We start from the raw sequence: 21646 nt of genomic DNA on the forward strand, positions 1-21646 counted from the left end.
GGTCCGTCGAAGTCCCCGGCCTGGACGATCTCGCCAATCCGTCTTTCCCCGCTGGACTGAGCGCCTGGTCCAGCCTCCGGCAGGATCGCCCCGGCCGGCGAACACCCCCGCCTACAGATGGCTTGCCGACGACCTCACCTCCGTGGGCCGGCAGCGCCACCGCCGATCCTTCTTCGACCGACGACGCCAAGCTCGACCACGCGCGAAAGGAGGGCTAGCTGTAGGAGGGCTGAACGTTGGTGACGCCCCAGCGCAGCCGAGAGGCGGGCGGCTGGCCGCCGGCTCCGCTGTGCAGCCGGTGGTAGCTGTAGTGCGCATTCAAGACGCTGATGGCGCCAGCGGTTGACCCACTTCGACACGCACGCTCGGGAGATACCCGTCCTGCGGCCACGTGTGCGATCGGCCGGTCTTGGCACCGTTCCACGAGTCGTCGGCGCCTTCGGCCGGCAGTGGAGCATTCCGGTGGACGGCATTCATGCATTTGTCTCGGGGGCTCGGATGCCGTCGATGGTGCGGGTCCAGCCGTCGGTGCCGTGTCCGCCGTCGATGGCACGACGGTAGAGCGTTTGCACCGCACGAGGGAGTGCGGTGTCGATGCCGACCGACTCGGCGGTGGCGTGGATGTGGTCGGCGGTGGCGCCCATCATGATGTTGTTGCTGCCCTCGCCGGGATGCTCGCCGGCATCGATACGAGCTCCGAGAGCCGCGATGCCGCCAGGGGCGATCATGTCGGGGATCGCGGTGAACAGCTGCATGACCTCGGGCAGGAATGTTTCGGCCGTGATCCCCGCGGAGCCCACGAGGGCGGTGGCGTGTGCGAATCCGGCCAGTGTGGTCAGGAAGACGTCGAGATTCGCTTGGTACATGAGCTGGGCACGTCCCGGATCGTCACCCAGGAACCGTGGATCTCCGATGTGGGCGAGGGTGTCTCGATGAGCGTCGAAGCCACGCTGGTCGCCGCTGTAGTAGGCGTAGGAGTGGTCCGTGCCGACCATCGGGGCGGGCACCATCACGCCGCCCGCCACGAACGACGCGTCGTGCGAAGCCGCCCAGTCCGCCGCCTCGCGGGTCTTGTCCGGTGTGTCCGAGCTGAGATTGGCGAGCGTGCGTCCGGCGAGTGAGGCGGTGGCGTTGCCGAGGACGTTCCACATCGCTTGGTAGTCGGTCAAGCTGAGGATGACCAGGTCACCGGCCGCCACGGCCTCGGCAGGCGACGCCGCCAGTCGTGCTCCGGCGGCGACAACACTTTCCGCGCGCTGCGGAGTACGGTTCCACACTGTGACGGGGTGCCCGGCAGCCAGCAGGGAGTGGGCCATCGCCTGGCCCATCGGGCCCAGGCCGATCACGGTGACGGGCGAGGCGCTCACGCGACACCACCGAACGTCCGGTCGTCCGCGCGCAAACTCTCATAGATCCGCGCGAGCCCTTCGGAGCCGTGTCCGGCGGCGATCTGCCGGCTGATCAGCGCCTGCACCGCCGCGAGTGTCGCCGGGTTCACGCCCTGTTCGTCGCTGGCCCGGACGATGGGGGACAGGTCGGAGAACTCCAGGCTCTGCTGCCCCGGGACAGCGTAGTCGCCACCGTCGATGACCTCTGCGTACCCGGCGAATCCGTTGGTCATGGCGCTGATGAACGGGGTCGTGCGGGCGGCGAACTCCGTCGCGGTCATGCCTTCGGACCCGACCATGGCGGCACCGTGGATGAAGCCCGCGAACATCTGGTACATGCCCGACAGCATCGCGAGGTCGATCAGCGACGCCATGCCCGCGTCCCGGCCGTCGAATGTGCTGGTCGCCCAGGTGTCGAAGATGTCGCGGTGCTGCTCGAATGCCGTCTGTGAACCGCTGTAGAAGATCTGTGCCTCGCGCGATCCGATCATGTCGGGCACCGCCATGATCGCGCCGTCGAGATACGAGACGTCATGCTCGGCGGCCCATGCGGCGAGCTCGCGCGCTTCATTCGGAGTGGTCGTTGTGAGGTTGACCAAGGTTCGGCCGCGCAGCCCGTCGACGACGGGGTCAAGGGTCTCGTGGACCGAGAGGTGTCTGAGCAGGCAGGCAACGATCAGCGGCTGCGCGGTGATCGCGTCGGCCACGGTCGCAGCGGCCTCGGCGCCGACTTCGATCAGAGGCTTGTCGCGTCCAGGAGTCCGATTCCACACCGTCACCGGGTGACCGGTGTCGACGAGCCGGGCGGCGAGGGCACTGCCCATGTCGCCGAGGCCGAGCACCGTGACGCCGGAGCGCATGTGCGGGGTTGTGGATGTTGTTGGCATGCCTCCATGCTGAGCAAGACACCACCAGCCGGGGAAGTACCCACTTTTATCTGCGGTACTTACCAGTTCGTAAGTAGGGAGTCGTCATGGCGAAGGCACCACGGTCCGGGCCGTACATCTGCGGCATCGACGCCGCTCTGGACGTCGTCAGCGGGAAGTGGAAGGGCCTCGTCCTCTGGGAGCTACACACCCATGGCACGCGACGTTTCGCCGAGCTCCGCCGCGCACTGCCGGGTGTGAGCGAGAAGATGCTCACCCAGCACCTCCGCCAGATGGAGGGAGACGGTCTCGTCCACCGCAAGGTCTACCCAGAGGTGCCGCCGAAGGTCGAATACTCCCTCACCGAGTCAGGCATCTCCCTCAACGAGGCACTACGCCCACTCGGCAAGTGGGGGCAAGAACGACTGCGCCGAGAAGGCCTCGATGTCACCGACACCCCTCGAACCGCCGCCTCAACAACGTCCTGACCCGCAACGGCTAGCGATGATCACGGGTCGGCGGACATGCCGTGCGATCGGCCGGTATGACGGCGATTGGCACGGCGACGGCGGCTGTGGAGTGTGCGGCGTGCCGACCCCAGGGGGAGCGAAGGTCCATAGCTCAGATCACGGCGAGACGGCCCTCGACCAAGGGGAGACAGACGCCGAAGACCTGCCCCGCCGAGCCGCGTGACGGCGATGACCGGCTCGGATGGGACGAGGTCGACGTGGCCGACTGTGGGTGGTTCAGCGAGAATCGGGGCGCACGCGTCGACGCCCTCCGCCTGCCCCTTCGATCAGAAGTGGCCTTCGGCGGTGACAGCAGGGCCGTCCCGTTCCGTGGCTCGGACCGTGTAGGCGTCCTTGCGCGAATTGTGGGCGGTGGTCCGGTTGTACTGGGCGGCCAAGACGTACGAGCCCGGCCCGACGGTGCGTTTCGGCAAGAGCGTCCACCGGTAGACGACCGCGTCCCGGGTGGTCTCAGTGGAGGCCTTGAAGTTGCTGCTCGGCAGCGTCAGCCACGAACCGGTGGCCTGGACACGCTCGGTGCGGACCACCCGGATCGTGACCGTCAGAGCGCGCAGCGGCCGCTGCACCCGCAGGGTGAGGTTGTTCTGGGCCCAGTGGTCGTTGCTGTCCGGGTCGAGTGCGCCTCGCGAGGAGATGGCGGCCTTCCCTTGCGGCTTGTTCACCGACGGGTGGCGCGGGCTGGTCGGCGCGGTGGGGGAGGGCGACGGCGACGGGCTGCCGCTCGGCACGGTCCCGCCCGCCGTGGTGGGCGGCGTGTCCTCGGGCTGGGTCTCGATGGCCTGAGCAGGCGGGCTCGACGGGCTCGGCGGGGTCGGGGCGTTGTGGTCGGCCAACGACGTCGCGATGCCGTACAGGGCCCCGCCCGCGGCCGTGGCGAGCAGCGCCAGCCCGGCCCACGTGCTCATGTGCTTGGCCCGCTGTGGCCGTGAGTGTTTCGGCCGCCTTCGCCATCCGGCAACCAAACTGGCAAAGTGCCGCACCAGAAACATCCGTTCCACTTCCGTCGTTTCGCCCTTTCCAACCCTCACGTCACTGCCTACGCTCGCAGATCATTCCGGTCAAGAAGGAACAGGTCACGATTTTGGCTCGTGTCGCCACACACGGTGAACGCCCTGGGCACGCTCGGTGCCGCAAACGGCGCCGCCGCCCGCAGTAGGGGGCAGATCAAGTAAAGATGCAATGGCCCGGGCAACCTCGTGCGCCTGACATCAGTGGTCACGTGGAGGACAGGCCCAGCAGGGGCAGACAGGGCGTCCGGCCCTCGATGGTGACGGTGCGGTGATGATCCCAGTCGGCGCGGCTCAGACGCAGACGGCCATCGGGAACCATCATTCCCCGGACCACGCGTCGGTCGACGCCGTCGGGACGGTAGCCGAGTTTGCGTGAGACGGCATGGGAGGCATTGTTGGTCACAAAGGCCGCGGCGTGCTCAGGCGTGGGCCCAGCAACGGCCACCGCGCCGCTGTCGATCACTTCGTTTCCAGGAGCGCCGGGCGGTCCGGATTCCCGGCCGTCCGCTCACACGGCGCCGCGCTTCACCAGGTCGGTGAAGTTCGAGCGTATTAGGGCGGCGGCCGGCGGGCGGTGAGGGTCGCGTCTATGCCGTAGTGGTCGGACAAGACCGTCGTGCGGCCGTCGGGCAGGCGGATCTTCTCCTTGAAGACCAGGCGCGGGGTTGCGTCCATGCCCTGCCGGGTGAGGATCTGGTCTATTGGCTTGATGTCCGCGTACTCGGGGCGGTAAGTCGGTTCCGTGTCGTCGGCCAGGGCGTCCTGAAGGCCGGTGGTGGACGCGAAGTCCTTGAAGAGGGAGTAGTCGCGGGGGACGTTGAAGTCGCCCATGACCACCATGGGTTCCGCCGGGTCGATCCTGCCGATGAGGGCGGCCAGTTCGCGCAGTTCGGATTCCTCGGCCTTGGTGTACGCGTTGGACGGGGCCCAGTGCATGTCCATGTTCGCGGAGAGGTGCGTGTTCACGACCGTCAGGAAGCCGTCAGGGAGATGGACGCGTGTGAACAGGGCGCCCTTGCGCAGCAGCCATTCGAGGCGGGCCGGGCGGGTGGGTGTGAACGGCTGGAAGTAGCGGCGGGTGATCGGCCAGCGGGAGAGGGTGACCAGGCCGCCGCGCACGACCGGGAAAGTCGCCGCGTGAGCGGTGTGCGGGTACGATCTCGCGGCGTGCCGGAGGTGGGCCAGATTCCGCGGCGATATGACCTCTTGAAGGCAGACGACGTCGTAGTCCGATTGCTCCATGAGCTGGGCCAACGCGCCCAGGCGGGCTCGGGAACGGCCTCGGAACAGGGTGTTGAACGTGAGGACTCGGGCCTTCATGACTTGAGATACTCCGTGGCGAGGCGCTTCGGGGCGCGGTCCAGCCATGCTTCGATGAGGAGTTCCTCCAGTTCCGGAGGTTCCATTCTCTCCAGGCGGACGAGGACGGCCGGGAGACCGTCGAAGTGCGGGGTCGTGAAATACACGTCCGGGTCGTCTGTGAGCAGGGCCTCTTTGGCGCCCAGGTCGGGGACGCGTGCGGCGAGGATCGGGCCGTCCGGTGCGCTGTCGCCCAAGGCGGCCAGGTCGGATTTTCTCAGGGGGCGTTCCCACGTGAACGCCTTGGCCCGGACGCGCCATGCGAGGTCGCCTCGCCGGTCGATCTCGTCCGTCTCCGGAAGTGCCAGCGCGATTCGTCGCACGTCGTCCCACGTGGCCATGCACGTCACTCTACGGGGAGGGTTCGGTGATGCCGCATGGCCTGTTCCCCGGTGATGCTTCGGCGCCTGTGAGCCCTTCCACGTCGGCGGTGGGCCGATTGCTCGGCGGGGGCGTCGATGTCGATCCTCTCCCCGTCCGGTCACGCCGATCCGGCGGGACGATCGTGACGTGGCTCGACACCGCCGGCGCTCGTCATGTCTCGACACCACCGGCCATCATGTCTGTATTAATCAGTAGATAGCACGCATTCAGGACTAGCCCATCGGCGCGGTGGACTATCTCGTTCGCGTTGAAGCATGCGGTGACCTAAGGCATCATTGATGCTTCACGCCCAGCCGTTGCCACGGAGGCATATCCCTGCGGCTCTACTGTCCGCAGGGGTACTGATTTCCTACCTCCGAGGCAGCATTTCCGCTCTCCGCGACGCCGAAAGTGCCACTTGATGCACCCCGCACGTCTTCCCCTCAACGGCAAGCAACCCTGCTCGATGTCACACTGTGGTCGTTTGTCGTGCTTTCATGTGCGACTTGAGACCGGCGGCGTCACGGACGATCGGCCGCGTGCCGGGGATTCCTGCGGAGCTCATCTCGCCGAGGTCGTCCAGAAATTGGCGCGCTGGGCCAAGGAGGAGCGGCGGCAGCCCGCGCAGGTGGTCGTCTACGCGATGACGGAGGACCGCCTCGCAAATGAGGCGAACGGCAAGGTGAGGCCTTTCGACCGGCTCCCTCTCGGCACGATCCCGGTATGACATTACGCAGCGTGGCTGCATCCGGACATTGCCCGCCGCCCGGCGGCTTCCCATACTGGGCGGGCAATGCCGAACGCGGACGGACGGAAAAGGGGTCGGCATGGGATTCCAGCTGGGCTTGTTCTCACCCAACACCGAGTCGGGACTCGCGATCACGACCGCCCCGGAAAGATGGCACGCCACCTGGGACAACAATCTCCGTCTCGGGCGTCTCGCGGATGAGGCGGGCATCGACTTCCTGCTGCCCGTCGCGCGGTGGACGGACTGGGGGCCCGACACCGACTTTCACAGAAGCGCCCTCGACCCGCTCGTGTGGGCGTCCGGTCTCCTCGCCGCCACCAGCCGGATCCGCGTGTTCAGCACCGTCCACACCGCTTTCCATCACCCGGTCGTCGCGGCCAAGCAGCTCGCGACCGCCGACCATCTCAGCAAGGGACGGATCGGGCTCAACATCGTCGCGGGCTGGCACGCCCCCGAATACGAGATGTTCGGGCTCACCCTGCCCAACGACCATGACACGCGTTACGCGCTCGCGCAGGAATGGTGGGACGTCGTCAAGCGCATCTGGTCGACCGACGAGCCGTTCGACCATGAGGGGCAGTTCTTCCAGCTCAAGCATGTCGTGGGGAGGCCCAAGCCGTACAACGGGCACAGCCTTCCGGTGATCAACGCCGGGTCGTCCGCGCAGGGACGTTCGTTCGCCGCCCGCAACGCCGACCGTGCGTTCACCGTCGTCGGGGGCCCCGAGGACGGGGCGGAGATCGTGAAGGCCATCCGCGCGGAGGCCGCGTCCCATGGCCGGACGGTCGGGGTCTTCACGCTCGGCCACGTCGTGTGCCGGCCGACGAGAACCGAGGCGGAGGACTTCCTGCGCTACTACGCCGACGAGCAGGCCGACTGGCCCGCCGTCGACGAGGTGATGCGGTTGCAGGGTCTGCACGCGCAGTCGTTCACGCCCGAGATGCTGCAGGTCTACCGGGACAGGTTCGCGGCCGGCCACGGAAGCTGCCCCCTGGTCGGCGACCCCGACGACGTCGCGGACGGTCTCGCGGCGTTCGCCAGTGCGGGATTCGACGGTATCGCTCTGTCGTTCCTCAATTACGCTGATGAGCTGGGCTACTTCGCCGCCGAGGTCATGCCGCGGCTGCGGGCCCGGGGTGTTCTGTCCGCCGACCGTCACGAAACGGCCCCACCACCACGAACATGACTTCTCCCGAGACCTCGCCGCCCCTGTCGGCCTACCAGCGGGTCGTCAGCCAGGACATCGATGTCCTGCACGACACGGTCGAGCCGTTCGCCGTCGGGCACGACCTCCACGCCCGTGAGCCGGATGCTCCGCTGGACGGTCTCGTCAACGCCGTCGGTGTCGGCTCGGTCAATCTCGTCTGGGTGCGCTACGGGGGCGGTGGGGTCATCGTGGACACGCCTCCGACCGAAGGACACTTCGCCATGTGCGCGCCGATCGCGCCGATGGGCGTCGAGTACCGGTCCACCCACAACCGGGACACGGCGGGCGGCAGCCTCGTCCTGTCCCACGACGAGGCGATGCGGATGACGCCGCACCCGACGCTGGGTTGCCTCGTCATCGCCACGAGCACCGGACGCCTCGCCGACCATCTCGCCGGCCATCTGGGGCGGGAGCACAGCCCGCCGCTGCGTTTCCACAGCGTGGACGGGCCGGCCATCACACCGTCCTCGATCGTCGAACGCACCTGGCGGCACGTCTGCGGCGTGCTCGACCACGCGACGGCGCGGGGCGGCCTGCATCCGCTGGCGGCGCGGAGCCTGGAGGAGTCGCTGCTCACCGCCATCCTCCTGGGGCTTCCGCACACCGCCACCGAGAGCCTCGCGGAGACGCCCGCCCGCGTCCCGCACCATCTCGCGGGGACGATCCGCGAGTGGGTCGAGGCCCATCACCATCGCCCGATCGGCGTCGCCGACATCGCCTCGGCCGTGGGGATCGGTGTCCGGCAACTCCAGGCCATCTGCCAGGACCAGTGGGGCGTGACGCCCACGCAGCTCCTGCGCGGGGTACGGCTCGACCATGCCCGCACCGCGCTCGTCGAGGCCCGCCCCGGCCCGCGCACGGTCACGGACGTCGCCGGGGCCGCCGGATACCTCCACATGAGCCGTTTCGCCGCCCACTACCGGCAGCGTTTCGGGGAGACCCCCACCCAGACCCTCAAGCGAGGCGTGGGCACCCTCTGATGCCCCCGCGCCGACGCCGCCCGTCCGGTTGGTTCGGCCGCGCAGGTGTCAGCCGTCCGGGTGTCGACCGTGCACGTGTCGGCCGTGCGGATGTCAGTCGTGTAGGCGTTCCACGTTCGTCCGGATGCGGTCTCCTGCGCGGCGGCCGATTCGGGCGAGCGCCCGGTTCGCGGTGGGCGACACGCGGGAGAGCGCGCGGCCGAGGCGGGCTTCGGCGGTGACGAGCGCGACCGGTGTGTCCTGCCGGACGGCGCGCAGGACGGCCCGTGCGACCTTCTCCGGCGGGAAGGCACGCCGCTCTACAGCGCGGCCCATCCGCTCGCGCAGTTCGCCGTCCACGCTGGGCGGCAGGCCGACGAAGCGGGTCCGGCCTGTCATGGGCGTGTCGATCGCTCCGGGGCAGACGGCGGAGACTCCGATGCCGTAGCGGTCCATGTCGAGACGGAAGCATTCGGTCATCTGGAGCACCGCGGCCTTGGTGGCGCCGTAGGCGGGGAGTTCGGGGCTGGGCAGGTACGCCGCCATGGACGAGATGTTGACGATGTGGCCGCCCTCGCCGCGCTCGACCATCTGCCGCCCGAACAGGCGGCAGCCCCGGTACATGCCGTCCACGTTGATGGCGCGGATGCGCGCCCAGTCCTCTTCCGGGGTGTCGAGGAGCGATCCGGCCAGGGCGATGCCCGCGTTGTTGACGACGACGTCCGGGACGCCGAAGGAGTCACGGACGTCGTCGGCGAACCGTTCCATCGCGTCGGCGCCGGCGACGTCGACCCTGTAGGCGTGGGCTTCGCCTCCGGCTGCGGCTATCTCGTCCGCGGTGCGCTTGGCGGCGCCTTCGTCGATGTCCGCGACGACCACGCGGGCCCCTGCGTCGGCGAAGGCGCGGACGGTGGCGCGGCCGATGCCGCTGCCCGCCCCGGTGACGACGACGAGATCGCCGCCGAAGTCCTTGCCGGGCTCTCCCGCCGCGCGCGCGTGGGCGAGCGCCGGTGCCTCTGGCCCGCCGTCGATGTGCTCGACGAACTCGGTGACCCAGCGGGCAATGAGGTCCGGGTGGCTGCGCGCGACCCAGTGCCCGGCCGGTACGCGCCGCACGTACAGGCGTGACACCGGTCCGCGCGCGGACAGCAGCAGCGGTTGGGACCCGTACTTGTCCTTGATCGGGACGATGAGCTGGACGGGCACGTCCGTCCGCCCCTCGTCGGCCCGGTCCGCATGGCCGCCGGACCGGGCGGTGCGGCGGCCCATGTTGGCGCGGTACAGGCCGAGCCCGTTGCGGGCGTCCGTCGCCAGCGTGTCCGCCGGGTGACCGGACCGGGGCTCGGCACCCTCCCGCGGCGCCATCACGCGCGGGAACCCAGCGGACAGGACGCGGGCCGCGGCCTCCCCCACCTTCGGCGCCATCAGCACCGGCATGTAGACGCTCCGCCGCGCCTGCCCGAGGACTTCCGCCACCCCGCGCGGCCCGGACCGGACGGCCTGCCGGGCCCAGCGCGCCATGTGCCGCCGGTCCGGTCCGGAAATCGACGTGAACGAGGCGATACGGCCCCGTAGCCGGTCCCCGATGACGGCCTCCCAGCCCTGCACCGAGCCCCAGTCGTGCCCCACCAGGTGGGCGGGCTCGTCGGCGCCGACACCGTCCAGGACGGCTTCGAGGTCGCCCATGAGCGCGTCCAGCCGGTAGTCGAGCGGGTCGGACGGGCTGCTGGACGCGCCGGCGCCCCGCACGTCGTAGGCGACGACGCGGAACCGTTCGGCGAGCCGCTCGGCCACCTCGTCCCACATGGCGCTCGTGTCGGGGTAGCCGTGGACGAGGACCACCGTGGGCCGGTGGTCCTCGCCGCGCACCCGCACGGCCAGCTCGATCTCGTCCGACCTCACCCGCTGGTCTCGCATGAGCATCGCCCGCCCGTCCTCAGAAGCGTTTCCCGTGAAACTACGTCCTGCGGAGGGCCGCCGGTAGCGCCTGCCCGCCTACCGGACGGGCTGGCGGAGGATCGTGCGCATCTTCTCCGGGTCGGTCTCACTTGGGTCGGACAGGTAGATCTCGTGATGCAGGCCGTTCCGCACAACGCCCTCGGCCTCCATCAGCGCGGCCATGCGGGCGAGCGACGCGGGCTCGTCCGAGTAGGCGCCGCGGTGGAGGACCTGGACGCATCGGCCGTCGGTGAACGTGACGTGCTGGACGCGGCAGGCCGCGGGCACCCCGGGCCGCACCTCTTCGCAGGCCCGGTCGACCGACGCGGCGTCGTCCGGGAGGCGCAGGAACAGATGCCACCACCACTGGTCGCGCGGCACGTCGAACGGCGAGCGCTCGTCCTCGACCCACCAGCGTCCTTCCAAGGGCACCATCGGCGCACCGAGCGCGCCCATGACCGCGTACAGCGCCCCCACGCTCTCGCCGTAGGCGGTGCCGCCCGGCTCACCGCGGCCGGTAACGGCCAGCCCCGACACCGCCCCGTGCTCCACGAGCTCCGGTTCGTCCGCCGCCTCATACCAGCTCATTGGTCATCCTCCACTCGAATCAGCACCCGGGTCTCCAGGTGCTCGGGCGGCGTGGTCGCGGGGTCGTTGAGGTACACCTCGCGGACGGGCCCGGCGGGCGTGTGCCCGTAGTCGCCGAACCACGCGAGCACGCCATGGACCGTGAGCGGAATCTCCTCGTACGGGCCGGTATGGACGGCCGAGGCGAACGAACCACCGGGCAGGAGGTCGTCGCCGTCCGCCGCCTGGACGACCACGCGGACGTCGAACTCCTCCTCCATGTCCAGCGGGAACAGCCCGACCAGCACGCCGTCCGGTGACATCAGGGGCAGCAGCCGGGCCACGCACGCCGCGGTCGCGTCGGGAATCGTTACCGGTGTCGCGGGCTCACGCGCGGCGAACACCCGCCGCGCCGGTTCCCGGACGATCGACACCGCGCTCTGCGGCAGCCCGTCGGCGAGGACGCGGTCCAGGAGACGCAGGCCGCGCTGCCGGCGGGCGACATCGGCCTCGATCCGGTCCCGGGCCGCCTTCAGCTCGTCGCCCTCGTTTCCGGAGAGGACGCGCGCCACGACCGGCAGCGGCACGTCCATCGCCCGCAGCAGGCCGATCATCAGCGCGTCGCGGGCCTGGCCGGGCCGGTAGTACCGGTAGCCGGACGCCGGGTCCGTCCACGCCGGGGCGAGGAGCCCGAGGTCGTCGTAGTGCCGCAGCTGCTTGACGCTCAGCCGGCACAGCCGGGCGAAGCGTCCGATCGGCAGGAGATCCTTGCTCACGGACCCCACCCTGGCGTCTCCCATAGTGGGAGAGTCCAGCTCAGGCGACGGACGACCTCAAGCACCAGACGGTCTCGGGCACCAGACGCCGTCAGGACGGGCGTGCCTGGAGCCCGGTGCAGTCACGCAGGCCGTTCCACCGTTTGACGGCGGCCTTCGCCTGGGCGCCCTTCAGCGGGATCGGGATGCCGCCGGAGATCCGGGCGGGGGCCCACTTGTCCTTGGTGACCTTGCCGTTCTCCACGCGCAGGAACAGCACACCGGACTCCGCCGTCTTGCCGTTGGCGGAGTAGAACACGAAGTTCCCCATGCCGTAGTGCACGTACGCGCCGTCCTGGTAGCCGCCGCCAAGCGGGATGTGCGCGTGACCGCCGACGAGGACGTCCGCACCTGCCGCGATGAGTTTCTCGGCGAGTTCCTTCTGGCGCGGAAGCGGGCAGGCCTGCAGTTCCGCTCCCCAGTGCAGGTGGACGATGACGACGTCGGAGCCCTGGCTCGCCTCCTTCACCGCCTGGACCATCCGCGGGACGTTCTTGGCGGACGCGAGCCCGCCCTGGGTGTCGGTGGCCGTCCACGCCTGGATCAGGTTGTTGTCCAGTACCTGCGTGGCCCCCACGATGGCGAGCTTGTTGCCCTTCACGGTGACGCGGTAGGGACGGTAGGCGGCGTCGGCGTCCTTGCCGATGCCGACGGTCGGGAACTTGGCGCGCTTGATGGCGGCGAGGGAGTCGCGTAGCCCGCCCTCCATGTAGTCCATGCCGTGGTTGTTGGCCATGGACGTGACGTCCACACCGGCGGCCTTCAGCGCCTTGAACACCGTCGCCGGTGCGCGGAAGGTGAACTGCTTGCCTGGCGCGGGCGTGCCGCCCGTCGTGATGGCGGTCTCCAGGTTGACCATCGCGAGGTCGGCGGCGCGCAGTTGCTTCGCGACCGGCCCGAACGCTGTGGAGGGATTGTTGAGGCGGGAGCGCAGGACGCCCTCGAAGTGCGTGTCGCCGCCGAACGCCAGGAGGATCGGCTCCTTGGCCGGCTGGGTCGGCTGCGTCCCGCCCGAGGGTTCGCCGGACGGTGCGGGCGGGGATGTGGCGCCCTTCGCCTCGGAGTCGCCCGAACTGCCGCACGCCGCGGCCGTCAGCGTCATCGTCCCTGCCACGGCCGCAGCCGCGACCCTGTTCCGACGCATGCTCATCGCCTCACCTCCGCCCCCGGCCCCCATGGACCTCCTCGATCGGACGCCAAGCATGCCATGCGCACCGAACACCCAACAAAGATGCGAGATTCAGTCTCTTGAACCGCTCGTTTTTACGGGGATAGGTTGAGCCGCGTGACCGCGTCGCCAAGGGCCTCGGCGTGGACGGTTGCTCAACCCTCTCCGGAGGGACGGTCCGGGCCTCGGGGCCGCCCCTCATCCCGGGCGTGTTCCTGCGGACGCGCCCCGAAGCGGCCGGGCGGCCTCCCCCGCCCGGCCGCTTCCCACATCACCGACCTGCCTGCGCCTGTCTTCGTGCGTATAGGCTCTGGCCACGTACGGAACCGATACCAGGAGCACGAGCATGCCGCTCCCCGCGTGGGCGACAGACCCCTCCAGCCTCCTCATCACCGTGGAGGAGTACGAGGCTCTGCCGGAAGAGGTGTGCAAGTCCATCGAGGTGGTGGATGGCACCGTCGTCTTCTGCGCATCACCGTCACCCAGGCACCAGCGCGTACTGAGGAACCTCACCCGTGCGTTGGGGGACGTCCGACCGAGTAATGGTCCCTGCGTCGACGTGCTGCCGAATACTGGCATGTACTACGTCGAACAGAATGCGCATGCCAAGGACAAGGGGCGATGGTTCACCATGCGCCGCCCCGACATCAGCGTCCTGTACTGCCTTGAAGGCAACGCCAGGCTGACGAGTGCGAACGTCTTCACAGCCGTGGAGATCGCGGGCTCCGACAGCAAACAGCGTGACTTCCAGGACAAGAAGGCGGAGTACGCGGGTCAGCGCATCCCCATGTACCTGATCGTCGTTCTCGATGCCGACGACGCGATCCACTCCGTGGAGGAGTACCGGCTCGACTGGAGCGGTCGGAACTACCAACTGGCGACCGTTCATTACGGTGTGCTCGATACCGAGCTTCCGGAAGGCATGAAATTGAGCGTGGCGTTCTCTGATTTGGAAAGCGTCTGACGTGGCGTAGTTCGCGTTAGGGTGCGGCGCTATGTCGTTGCGCTTCGATGTGACCGGGTGGGAGCAGACGCAGCCCGGGGCCTTCCGTAACGCGGACGGGGACGGGCTGGCCATCTACGGGTTCGACATCGCCCCGGATCTGCCCGCGCCGCTGGAGGATCTCGACCTGCTGCGTGCCCGGACGGTGGCGCACACGGCGGCGGGCGGCGGCGGGGTGGTCGAGTTGGACGTGGTCACGCTGGACGGGCTTCCCGCGGTGCGGCAGATCGTCAAGCTGCCGTTGCCGGATCGTCCGAGCGGCGTGGGCTATCTCGGGTCGTTCACGGTGCCGCGCGCGGACCGGAGCCTCGTGCTGAAGGTCCAGTGTCTGGAGGAGGGCGTCACCGGTACGCGCGACAGCGTGGCGCTCGACCGGTTCATGTCGGAGTACGGGCAGGGGCGGGACGTGCAGGAGATGATGCGCTCGTGGGCGCAGCACCCCTACGCGCCGGAGGTACAGGGCGGCCTGCCGCGGAACTGGTCGGACGATCCGGGGTGGGATCCGCATTTCCCGCAGCATCCGCTGTCGCGGGTGCGGCGCATTCTGGGGGCGCTCGCCCCGACCATCGAGGTGCATCCCGATTTCAAGGCGGCGGCGCCGTTCCTCGGCTGATCAGCGTTCGGCCTTCTGCCGGTTGCCGTGGGTCAGTTCGTAGGGGCCGTCTCCCTGGTCGAGTTCCTGTGGTTCGTCGGCGGGTCGGCGTGCGGCTTTCTGGAGGGCGGACGTGGCGTCGTCCAGGGAACCGCCGAACGCCTGCGAGACGGCCTGGAGGGCGGTCGTGACCTCGCTGGGGATGACCCAGAAGGTGCTGCCCTGGCCTTCGGCCAGTTTCGGCAGCGTCTGCAGGTATTGGTAGGCGAGGAGTTTCGGGTCGGGGTCGGCCTCGTGGATGGTGTTGAAGACCCGTTCGATGGCGACCGACTGCCCCTCGGCCTCCAGAATGGCGGCCTGCCTGGCGCCTTCGGCGCGAAGGATCGTCGACTGCTGCTCGCCCTCCGCGGTGAGGATCTTGGACGCGCGGGCGCCCTCGGCGGTCAGGATCGCGGCGCGCTTCTCCCGCTCGGCGCGCATCTGCTTCTCCATCGCCTCCTTGATGGACGGCGGCGGGTCGATCGACTTGATCTCCACGCGGGTGACGCGGATGCCCCACTTGCCGGACGCGTCGTCCAGCACGCCGCGCAGCGCCGTGTTGATCCGATCGCGGGACGTCAGGGTGGCCTCCAGGTCCAGGGTGCCGATGACGTTGCGCAGCGTCGTCGCGGTGAGCTGCTCGATCGCCTTGATGTAGTCGACGATCTCGTAGTCGGCGGCGCGGGGATCGGTGATCTGGAAGAACAGCACGGTGTCGATGTGGACGACGACGTTGTCCTCGGTGATGACCGACTGCTTCTTGAACGACACGACCTGCTCGCGGAGGTCGAGGCTGGGTTTGACGCGGTCGACGAACGGGATGACGAAGCTGATGCCCGGTTCGAGCGTGCGGTGGTAGCGGCCGAGGCGTTCCACGTTGCGGGCACGCGCCTGCGGGATGATCCACACCGCCCGCATCACCGCGGTGGCGAGGAGGGCGACCCCGGCGATCAGGGCGATGAGGACGGTGATGGCGATGTCGGTCATGGCTGCTCCTCATCCGAGGACGAGACCCAGTACAGGAGGGCGGTGGCCCCCTCGATGGCGAGGACGTCGGCGATGGCGCCGGCCGGGATGACGAGGTCGGGGTCGTAGGGGCGGGCCGTCCACTCCTCGCCGCCGACCCGGGCGCGTCCGCCGTGGCGGTTCACCTCGGTCAGGGTGACCGCCTCGCGTCCGACGAGCGCGGCGGTGCCCGAGCGCAGCGGCGGCGGCTGGGTGATGTGCTGGCGCGCGATCGGGCGCACGACGACCAGGCCGGCGATGGAGCCGAGCGCGAACACCGCGACCTGCGCGGCGAAGGGGAGGCCGAGCGCGCCGGCCAGCCCGGCGACGAGGGCGGCGGCGGCCAGCAGGCCCAGCGCCAGCGTGAGCGTGAACATCTCGGCGATCCCGAGCAGCGCGGCGACCAGCAACCAGGCGACCCATGGCTCCATAGCAGTTCCCTACCGGCTGCCGAATGTCCTCTTTGTCAAGGTAACTCCGGAATCGGGGTCCCGGCCATGCCTGGCCGCCACCCGATGATGGCGCCCCCTGATGGAACCGGCCATCATGGACACGGTCCCGTTCTCAAGGAGAGTCCCTATGGGCGACCGCACGGCGTTCCGCACCTGTCCCCTCTGCGAAGCCCTGTGCGGCCTCGAACTGACCCTGGACGACGCCGGGGCGGTGACACGTGTCCGCGGCGACGAGAAGGACCCGTTCAGCATGGGGTTCATCTGCCCCAAGGGCGCGACGCTCGGCAGCCTCGACGGTGACCCGGACCGGCTGGCGGAGCCGCTCGTCCGGGACGGCGACGAGCACGCCGTGGCCCGGTGGGACGAGGCGTTCGAGACCGTCCGGCAGGGGCTTTCCGACGTCATCGCGCGGCACGGGCGTGACGCGGTCGCCGTCTACATCGGCAACCCGACGGCCCACTCGGTCGCGGGCCCGCTCTACGCCGGCGCGATCGTGAAGGCGATCGGCACCCGCAACCTGTACACGGCCAGCACCGCCGACCAGATGCCGAAGCACGTCGCATGCGGGCACATGTTCGGCGACCCGCTGGCCATTCCCGTGCCCGACCTCGACCGCACCGACCATCTGCTCATGCTCGGCGCCAATCCCCTGGAGTCGAACGGGAGCCTGTGCTCCGCACCCGATTTCCCCGGCCGGCTCAAGGCGATCCGCGCACGCGGAGGGAAGATCACCGTCGTCGATCCGCGCCGCACGCGGACGGCCGCCCTCGCCGACGAGCACCTCTTCATCCGTCCGGGAACGGACGCGTTCCTCCTCATGGCGCTCGTCCACACCCTGTTCGCCGAGGATCTGGCCGTGTCCGCCGAGCACCTGGACGGGCGCGTCAACGGCCTCGACGACCTGCGCGCCCTCGCCGTGGACTTCGCTCCCGAGCGCGTCGCGGAGGTCACGGGCATCGCCGCCGACACGATCCGGCGGACGGCCCGCGAGCTCGCCGCCGCCGGACGCGCCGCCGTCTACGGACGCATCGGCACCTGCACCCAGGCGTACGGGACGCTCAACAGCTGGCTCGTGGACGTCCTCAACGTCCTCACGGGGAACCTCGACCGCCCCGGCGGCGCGATGTTCCCCCGGCCCGCGCACACGCCCGCGTACCGCCGCAAGAAGCCGTTCACGACCGGGCGGTGGCGCAGCCGTGTCCGCGAACTGCCCGAGGTGAACGGGGAACTGCCGGTCGCGACGCTCGTCGACGAGATCGAGACACCCGGCGAGGGGCAGGTCAAGGCGCTGATCACGATCGGCGGGAACCCGGCGCTGTCGGCGCCGAACGCCGCCCGGCTCGACCGCGCGCTCGCCGGCCTGGAGTTCATGGTGAGCGTCGACCCGTACCTGAACGAGACGACCCGGCACGCGCACGTGGTGCTGCCGCCGCCGCGTCCCGCGCAGACACCGCACTACGACATCGCGCTGACCGGGCTCGCCGTCCGCAACTACTCGCGCTACTCGCCGCCGGTCGTGCCGCTGCCGGACGGGCGGCCGAGCGAGTCCGACCTGCTCGCGCGGCTCGCCATGATCGCGTCCGGGGCGGACGGCGACCCGGCCGCCCTCGACGAGATGATCATCAGTTCGACGCTGAAGAAGGCCACCGCCCTCGAAGGCTCACCGGTGCACGGCCGCGAACCGGGCGAGCTGCGCAAGCTGCTCGACAGCGGGACGCCGACCGAGCGGCGGCTCGACATGATGCTGCGCCTCGGCCCGTACGGCGACGGCTTCGGCGCCGAACCGTCCGGCCTCACGCTGGACAAGCTCCGCACCGAGCACCCCCACGGCCTCGACCTCGGTGCCCTTGAGCCGCGCCTGGACGAGGTCCTCTGCACCACGTCGGGCCGTGTCGAGCTGTGCCCGTCGACGTTCGCCGCGGACGTCGACCGCCTCCACTCCGCCTTGCGCGACCCGGGGCCGTCCGGCGGAATGGTGCTCATCGGACGCCGCCACCTGCGTTCCAACAACAGCTGGTTGCACAACGTCCCTGAACTGGTGCGCGGCTCCAACACCTGCACGCTCCAGCTCAATCCCGCCGACGCGGACCGGCTCGGCATCGCCGCCGGTGACAGCGTCCGCGTCGCCTCCCGGACGGGCGCCGTCGAGGCCGTCGCCGAACCCACCGACACCGTCATGCCGGGCGTCGTCAGCCTCCCGCACGGCTGGGGCCACGACCGTCCCGGAACCCGGACGGAGGTCGCCCACCGGCACGCGGGCGTCAACATCAACGCCGTCACCGACGAACAGGAGATCGACCCGCTGTCCGGCAACGCCGTGTTCAACGGCGTCCCCGTGACCGTCGAGCCCGTGGCGCGCTGACCCCGTGGTTTAGGCCCTTCCCCCTCCAGGTAGGAATGACTGGCCGCACGAGAACACGGAAGACTAGTGTCGCAACAGGCGTCTCGGCAGCCGCGGAGGAGGGGCATGGACCGCAGGACGAACATCTTCCGGCGCATGTCCCGGCCGCAGGGGCCGGCGCGGCTCGTGGACGCCACCGAGAGCCTGGAGCACGCCCGCGGCCTCGACCGCACGATCCGCGTCCTGTCCACGGCCGTGCGGCGGACGCTGCGTCCCGGGCCGGTCAAGGACGCCCTGCACGGCGTCCCGGTCGGGCATCCCGCGCATCCGCCGCTGACCGACGTGCCCATGGGCTGCTGGATATCCGCCGCCGTCCTCGACCTGATGCCCGGGGGGCGCCGCGCCGCGCAGACCCTCGTGGCCACCGGGCTCGCCGGGGCGGTCCCGACCGTCCTCACCGGCATCGCCGACTGGTCCGCGATGCACCGCGAACAGCAGCGCGTCGGGCTCGTCCACGCGGCCGGCATGGCGACGGCGAGCACGCTGTACTCGGCGTCCTTCGTGGCCCGCTACCAGGGACGGGACGCCGCGGGACGCGCCTTCGGGTTCGCGGGCCTCACCGCCCTCCTGGCGGGCAGCTACCTGGGCGGCCATCTCGCCTTCCGCCAGGCCGGCGGCGCCAGCCACGCCGACCAGACCGTGCATCTCGTCACGCTCGGCTGGCACGACCTGTGCAGCGCCGAAGAACTCCCTGACGGCTGGCCGGTGCATCGCCGGCTCGGCTACATCGGCCTGTTCGTGCTGCGCACCGGCGACGAGATCCATGTCCTCACCGACCGCTGCAGCCACCTCGCCGGACCGCTCCACCAGGGCCGCATCGTCACCGACGACAACGCCGAGACCTGCGTCATCTGCCCCTGGCACGGCAGCACCTTCCGCGTCCGCGACGGGGCCGTCGTCCACGGCCCCGCCACCGGCCGCCAGCCCTCCTTCGAAACCCGCGTAACCGAAACCGGAGTCGTCCAGGTCCGCCCCCTCGGCTGACACCCCGGAACCAAGGGACCGAACGGCAGCGTCCACAGGCGGCCGGCTCCGGGGACGGGCAACGTGTCGGCGTATGGACGGGGCCGCGTCGAACCCGTAGGGGGCAGGGCCGAATCCTTCCCAGCCGTGGGTGGTCACAACGGAAGCGCTCAGCCAGATCAGAGCCGAGCCCCGAGCACCTGACCTCTCTGCTTCCGGGAGCCACCGCTCTCCAAGACCTCGTTGCGGACGTCGGTATTACCGCTGAGCTGCGCGGACTGAACGTAGGGCGCGGTGCCGCGGTCGGCGATCCGCGCCGACGTGATGGTGAGATCGTAGTGAGCCCACACCATGGCGACGTCGACCAGCCGGCGAGCCGTGGCGCGGATGAGATGGACGTCCGGTGAACCGGTGACGATCAGCAGGACGGGCTCGCCGCGGTTCAGGTCGATCGCGGTGGGGTTGTCGGGCCATATCGCCACGCGCAGACACCGATCCTCGATCACGCGCAGCTCCCCCGAGTCCGGAACGCAGACCCCGGGCCGGCCGTCCGCGGCACAGGTGATCATAATGACGGGGCGTTGCCGTGCCTGGGAACTCCTGATCGCGTCGATGGAGGTCGAGAGGACGTCGGGCGAGGCTGTCATCGGCACGTCCGCCTTGCGTCGAAGATTCGGTCGGCCCAGGTCGCCCTCCAAGCCGATCAGCGCATCGATCCGTTCGGGTGAGAACCACTCCAGAACCCACTTGAACATACATTCGATAGTAGCGGATGCGGGCGACATTCGCGTCTTGCGCGCTCCGGGGCCGGCGCGAACTGGCTCTGGTCGCGAAGCCGACCGTGGCGCAGATGCCGGTTGGCCTATCTATACGAGACGGCATCTCGCTTGACGGGATCAGAGGGTCTGACTTACGGTTTGCGGTAGATCCTCCACAGTCGGGAGCACGCCAATGATCCGAGCAGCCTCGCAGGGCGGCCTTGGACCGGCCGTGCGCGCCTACTCTGAGCCGCTGCGCGTGCGTCCGCCGCGTACCGGCATGCGTCCCGGCACGGCGGCGGGCCTTCCGCAGACGCCCTTCTAACTCACGCGTCCGCAGCCCCATCCCGGGCCGCGGCGTGCGTCCGCGGCCTGCTCACCCTTTCTGAAGTGCGAGGCATCATGTCCACGACCGTTGACCTGTCCCCGATTTCCGGTCCGTCCGCCTGGCGCGGCGACGAGCTGGCCGGCTCCACCGAGTGGATCTACCACCTGTCCGACGCCGAGCGTGACGAGCTGGAGGCCGCCGGCCGCCGCTTCGTCGCCGACGCCCCCGACCTGCGCACCGTCACCGCCGCCGGCTACCCGCTGGACGCCTGCGCCGGCCTCATCGAGGAGTGCGCCCAGCAGATGGACACCGGCCGCGGGTTCGTCCTGATCCGCGGGCTCCGCACCGAGGAGTACGGCGACGCGGTCGCGGGCGCGATCTTCTACCTGATGGGCCTGCACCTCGGCTCGCCCATGCCGCAGAACCAGTACGGCGACGTTCTCGACCACGTCATCGCCACCTCGGACAAGACCCTCGAAGACCCGTCCGCGCTGCCGTCCCGCGTCCGCGACCGGCTGCCGTTCCACTCCGACAGCTCCGACGTCGTCGCCCTGATGTGCCTGCGCGGCGCCCGCGCCGGCGGCGCCAGCAGCCTGGTCAGCGGCACCACGATCTACAACGAGATCCTGCGCCGCCGCCCCGACCTCGCGCCGCTGCTGTTCGAGCCGTGGCACTGGGACTGGCGCAAGCAGGACCCCGACGCGCCCGCCGACACCTACCGGTCGCCGATCTGCAGCTATGTCGACGGCGTCTTCAGCACCTACGCCGGCGCCTCGATGATCTTCTCGGCGCAGGACTACCCCGAGGTGCCGCGGCTGACCGAGGCGCAGATCGAGGTCCTGAACCTGTTCGACGAGATCGCGCAGGAGCCCGGCCTCCCCCTGGACATGGACTTCCAGCCCGGCGACGTCCAGTGGCTCCTGAACTACGCCGCACTGCACTCGCGCACCGAGTACGTCGACTACCCCGAGCCCGAGCGGCGGCGCCACCTGCTGCGCCTGTGGCTGCGCCGGGACGCCGGCCGTCCACTCGTCCCCGGCTTCGGCAAGAACGTCATCAACACTCCGGGTGACGAGGCGGCCGAGCCGCTGCCCGGCGGACGCTTCCAGATCGCCGACGCGGTCGTCCCCAACTACGACTGGGGCCTGTGACCCGAAGACCCGGCGGCCCGCGCTCACGAAGGGGGG

The 21646-nt window shown here is 69.8% G+C and carries 22 protein-coding genes and 1 pseudogene; 9 read left to right on the top strand and 14 right to left on the bottom strand.

The features are described from left to right. Positions 1-332: 332 nt before the first annotated feature. The 3 genes and pseudogenes from ACTWPP_RS05655 to ACTWPP_RS05665 form a co-directional block, all read right to left on the bottom strand. A pseudogene (locus ACTWPP_RS05655) lies at positions 333-477 on the bottom strand (IS481 family transposase); the annotation flags it as partial. Next, complete coding sequence (locus tag ACTWPP_RS05660) at positions 474-1367, bottom strand: NAD(P)-dependent oxidoreductase (protein WP_443103009.1); 894 nt, start codon at positions 1365-1367, stop codon at positions 474-476. The gene ACTWPP_RS05660 and the pseudogene ACTWPP_RS05655, both read right to left, overlap by 4 nt. Beyond that, on the bottom strand, positions 1364-2230 hold the full coding sequence (locus ACTWPP_RS05665) for an NAD(P)-dependent oxidoreductase (RefSeq protein WP_443103010.1): 867 nt from the start codon (positions 2228-2230) through the stop codon (positions 1364-1366). Before ACTWPP_RS05665 ends, ACTWPP_RS05660 begins: the two co-directional genes overlap by 4 nt. 131 nt (positions 2231-2361) lie before the next feature. Between ACTWPP_RS05665 and ACTWPP_RS05670 the strand changes: the two genes are divergently transcribed. Then, positions 2362-2742, top strand: coding sequence for a winged helix-turn-helix transcriptional regulator (locus ACTWPP_RS05670; protein ID WP_443103011.1), 381 nt, complete (start codon positions 2362-2364; stop codon positions 2740-2742). A 308-nt stretch (positions 2743-3050) separates the two neighbouring features. Here the strand turns inward: ACTWPP_RS05670 and ACTWPP_RS05675 are convergent, their stop codons facing one another. The 4 genes from ACTWPP_RS05675 to ACTWPP_RS05690 form a co-directional block, all read right to left on the bottom strand. After that, positions 3051-3689, bottom strand: a complete 639-nt coding sequence (locus tag ACTWPP_RS05675; RefSeq protein ID WP_443103012.1) for a hypothetical protein — start codon at positions 3687-3689, stop codon at positions 3051-3053. 310 nt (positions 3690-3999) lie between these two features. Next, entirely contained in the window at positions 4000-4257 is a 258-nt protein-coding gene (locus ACTWPP_RS05680; protein WP_443103013.1) for a hypothetical protein, read from the bottom strand. Positions 4258-4346: 89 nt separating this feature from the next. Further along, a complete protein-coding gene (locus ACTWPP_RS05685; protein WP_443103014.1) occupies positions 4347-5114 on the bottom strand; it encodes an endonuclease/exonuclease/phosphatase family protein in 768 nt (255 codons plus the stop codon). After that, positions 5111-5494 (bottom strand): MmcQ/YjbR family DNA-binding protein, encoded by a 384-nt coding sequence (locus tag ACTWPP_RS05690; protein ID WP_443103015.1) that lies wholly within the window; start codon positions 5492-5494, stop codon positions 5111-5113. The genes ACTWPP_RS05685 and ACTWPP_RS05690 overlap by 4 nt, the downstream gene beginning before the upstream one ends. A 521-nt stretch (positions 5495-6015) precedes the next feature. On the opposite strand from ACTWPP_RS05690, the gene ACTWPP_RS05695 reads away from it, so the two are divergent. The 3 genes from ACTWPP_RS05695 (at position 6016) to ACTWPP_RS05705 (ending at position 8451) form a co-directional block, all read left to right on the top strand. Next, positions 6016-6243, top strand: coding sequence for a hypothetical protein (locus tag ACTWPP_RS05695; protein ID WP_443103016.1), 228 nt, complete (start codon positions 6016-6018; stop codon positions 6241-6243). 100 nt (positions 6244-6343) lie between these two features. Beyond that, the gene (locus ACTWPP_RS05700; RefSeq protein ID WP_443103017.1) at positions 6344-7450 is read left to right on the top strand and encodes an LLM class flavin-dependent oxidoreductase; all 1107 of its coding nucleotides are present in this window, start codon (positions 6344-6346) and stop codon (positions 7448-7450) included. Further along, positions 7447-8451, top strand: a complete 1005-nt coding sequence (locus ACTWPP_RS05705) for an AraC family transcriptional regulator (protein WP_443103019.1) — start codon at positions 7447-7449, stop codon at positions 8449-8451. The genes ACTWPP_RS05700 and ACTWPP_RS05705 overlap by 4 nt, the downstream gene beginning before the upstream one ends. Before the next feature lie 93 nt (positions 8452-8544). On the opposite strand, the gene ACTWPP_RS05710 is transcribed toward ACTWPP_RS05705, so the two are convergent. From ACTWPP_RS05710 to ACTWPP_RS05725, 4 genes are all read right to left on the bottom strand, one after another. After that, positions 8545-10353 carry an SDR family oxidoreductase gene (locus ACTWPP_RS05710; RefSeq protein ID WP_443103020.1) on the bottom strand — a complete coding sequence of 603 codons (1809 nt, stop codon included), beginning with the start codon at positions 10351-10353 and terminating at the stop codon, positions 8545-8547. Positions 10354-10425: 72 nt separating this feature from the next. Beyond that, positions 10426-10956, bottom strand: coding sequence for a GyrI-like domain-containing protein (locus ACTWPP_RS05715; RefSeq protein ID WP_443103021.1), 531 nt, complete (start codon positions 10954-10956; stop codon positions 10426-10428). Next, positions 10953-11711 carry a MerR family transcriptional regulator gene (locus ACTWPP_RS05720; protein ID WP_443103022.1) on the bottom strand — a complete coding sequence of 253 codons (759 nt, stop codon included), beginning with the start codon at positions 11709-11711 and terminating at the stop codon, positions 10953-10955. Before ACTWPP_RS05720 ends, ACTWPP_RS05715 begins: the two co-directional genes overlap by 4 nt. Positions 11712-11802: 91 nt before the next feature. Continuing rightward, positions 11803-12894 (bottom strand): CapA family protein, encoded by a 1092-nt coding sequence (locus ACTWPP_RS05725; protein WP_443103413.1) that lies wholly within the window; start codon positions 12892-12894, stop codon positions 11803-11805. Between the two features lie 370 nt (positions 12895-13264). Here ACTWPP_RS05725 and ACTWPP_RS05730 point away from each other — a divergent pair, with 370 nt between their 5' ends. Both ACTWPP_RS05730 and ACTWPP_RS05735 read left to right on the top strand, forming a co-directional pair. Next, positions 13265-13882: a Uma2 family endonuclease gene (locus ACTWPP_RS05730; RefSeq protein WP_443103023.1), complete on the top strand. Its 618-nt coding sequence runs from the start codon at positions 13265-13267 to the stop codon at positions 13880-13882. Positions 13883-13913: 31 nt separating this feature from the next. Further along, entirely contained in the window at positions 13914-14534 is a 621-nt protein-coding gene (locus tag ACTWPP_RS05735) for a hypothetical protein (protein WP_443103024.1), read from the top strand. Here ACTWPP_RS05735 and ACTWPP_RS05740 read toward each other — a convergent pair whose 3' ends face one another. Together ACTWPP_RS05740 and ACTWPP_RS05745 are read right to left on the bottom strand one after the other, a co-directional pair. Beyond that, positions 14535-15539, bottom strand: a complete 1005-nt coding sequence (locus ACTWPP_RS05740) for an SPFH domain-containing protein (protein ID WP_443103025.1) — start codon at positions 15537-15539, stop codon at positions 14535-14537. Continuing rightward, positions 15536-15988, bottom strand: a complete 453-nt coding sequence (locus ACTWPP_RS05745) for an NfeD family protein (protein ID WP_443103026.1) — start codon at positions 15986-15988, stop codon at positions 15536-15538. Before ACTWPP_RS05745 ends, ACTWPP_RS05740 begins: the two co-directional genes overlap by 4 nt. 148 nt (positions 15989-16136) lie before the next feature. Here ACTWPP_RS05745 and ACTWPP_RS05750 point away from each other — a divergent pair, with 148 nt between their 5' ends. Both ACTWPP_RS05750 and ACTWPP_RS05755 read left to right on the top strand, forming a co-directional pair. Beyond that, positions 16137-18371, top strand: coding sequence for a molybdopterin oxidoreductase family protein (locus ACTWPP_RS05750; RefSeq protein ID WP_443103027.1), 2235 nt, complete (start codon positions 16137-16139; stop codon positions 18369-18371). 105 nt (positions 18372-18476) lie between these two features. Next, positions 18477-19394 carry a Rieske 2Fe-2S domain-containing protein gene (locus ACTWPP_RS05755; protein WP_443103028.1) on the top strand — a complete coding sequence of 306 codons (918 nt, stop codon included), beginning with the start codon at positions 18477-18479 and terminating at the stop codon, positions 19392-19394. Between the two features lie 158 nt (positions 19395-19552). Here ACTWPP_RS05755 and ACTWPP_RS05760 read toward each other — a convergent pair whose 3' ends face one another. Continuing rightward, on the bottom strand, positions 19553-20158 hold the full coding sequence (locus ACTWPP_RS05760) for a hypothetical protein (protein WP_443103029.1): 606 nt from the start codon (positions 20156-20158) through the stop codon (positions 19553-19555). Between the two features lie 375 nt (positions 20159-20533). Between ACTWPP_RS05760 and ACTWPP_RS05765 the strand changes: the two genes are divergently transcribed. Continuing rightward, a complete protein-coding gene (locus ACTWPP_RS05765) occupies positions 20534-21610 on the top strand; it encodes a TauD/TfdA family dioxygenase (protein WP_443103030.1) in 1077 nt (358 codons plus the stop codon). The last annotated feature ends 36 nt before the right edge of the window (positions 21611-21646 follow it).

The organism is Actinomadura sp. 3N407 (genome assembly GCF_052245875.1).
Lineage (GTDB): Bacteria > Actinomycetota > Actinomycetes > Streptosporangiales > Streptosporangiaceae > Spirillospora.

Bases quoted from the DNA above. Each gene is read 5' to 3' on its own strand.
- ACTWPP_RS05675 (WP_443103012.1), bottom strand. From the start codon at position 3,689: ATGAGCACGTGGGCCGGGCTGGCGCTGCTCGCCACGGCCGCGGGCGGG.
- ACTWPP_RS05690 (WP_443103015.1), bottom strand. From the start codon at position 5,494: ATGGCCACGTGGGACGACGTGCGACGAATCGCGCTGGCACTTCCGGAG.
- ACTWPP_RS05670 (WP_443103011.1), top strand. From the start codon at position 2,362: ATGGCGAAGGCACCACGGTCCGGGCCGTACATCTGCGGCATCGACGCC.
- ACTWPP_RS05740 (WP_443103025.1), bottom strand. From the start codon at position 15,539: ATGACCGACATCGCCATCACCGTCCTCATCGCCCTGATCGCCGGGGTC.
- ACTWPP_RS05700 (WP_443103017.1), top strand. From the start codon at position 6,344: ATGGGATTCCAGCTGGGCTTGTTCTCACCCAACACCGAGTCGGGACTC.
- ACTWPP_RS05715 (WP_443103021.1), bottom strand. From the start codon at position 10,956: ATGAGCTGGTATGAGGCGGCGGACGAACCGGAGCTCGTGGAGCACGGG.
- ACTWPP_RS05750 (WP_443103027.1), top strand. From the start codon at position 16,137: ATGGGCGACCGCACGGCGTTCCGCACCTGTCCCCTCTGCGAAGCCCTG.
- ACTWPP_RS05710 (WP_443103020.1), bottom strand. From the start codon at position 10,353: ATGCTCATGCGAGACCAGCGGGTGAGGTCGGACGAGATCGAGCTGGCC.
- ACTWPP_RS05705 (WP_443103019.1), top strand. From the start codon at position 7,447: ATGACTTCTCCCGAGACCTCGCCGCCCCTGTCGGCCTACCAGCGGGTC.
- ACTWPP_RS05745 (WP_443103026.1), bottom strand. From the start codon at position 15,988: ATGGAGCCATGGGTCGCCTGGTTGCTGGTCGCCGCGCTGCTCGGGATC.
- ACTWPP_RS05765 (WP_443103030.1), top strand. From the start codon at position 20,534: ATGTCCACGACCGTTGACCTGTCCCCGATTTCCGGTCCGTCCGCCTGG.
- ACTWPP_RS05735 (WP_443103024.1), top strand. From the start codon at position 13,914: ATGTCGTTGCGCTTCGATGTGACCGGGTGGGAGCAGACGCAGCCCGGG.
- ACTWPP_RS05760 (WP_443103029.1), bottom strand. From the start codon at position 20,158: ATGTCGCCCGCATCCGCTACTATCGAATGTATGTTCAAGTGGGTTCTG.
- ACTWPP_RS05685 (WP_443103014.1), bottom strand. From the start codon at position 5,114: ATGAAGGCCCGAGTCCTCACGTTCAACACCCTGTTCCGAGGCCGTTCC.
- ACTWPP_RS05725 (WP_443103413.1), bottom strand. From the start codon at position 12,894: ATGCGTCGGAACAGGGTCGCGGCTGCGGCCGTGGCAGGGACGATGACG.
- ACTWPP_RS05755 (WP_443103028.1), top strand. From the start codon at position 18,477: ATGGACCGCAGGACGAACATCTTCCGGCGCATGTCCCGGCCGCAGGGG.
- ACTWPP_RS05730 (WP_443103023.1), top strand. From the start codon at position 13,265: ATGCCGCTCCCCGCGTGGGCGACAGACCCCTCCAGCCTCCTCATCACC.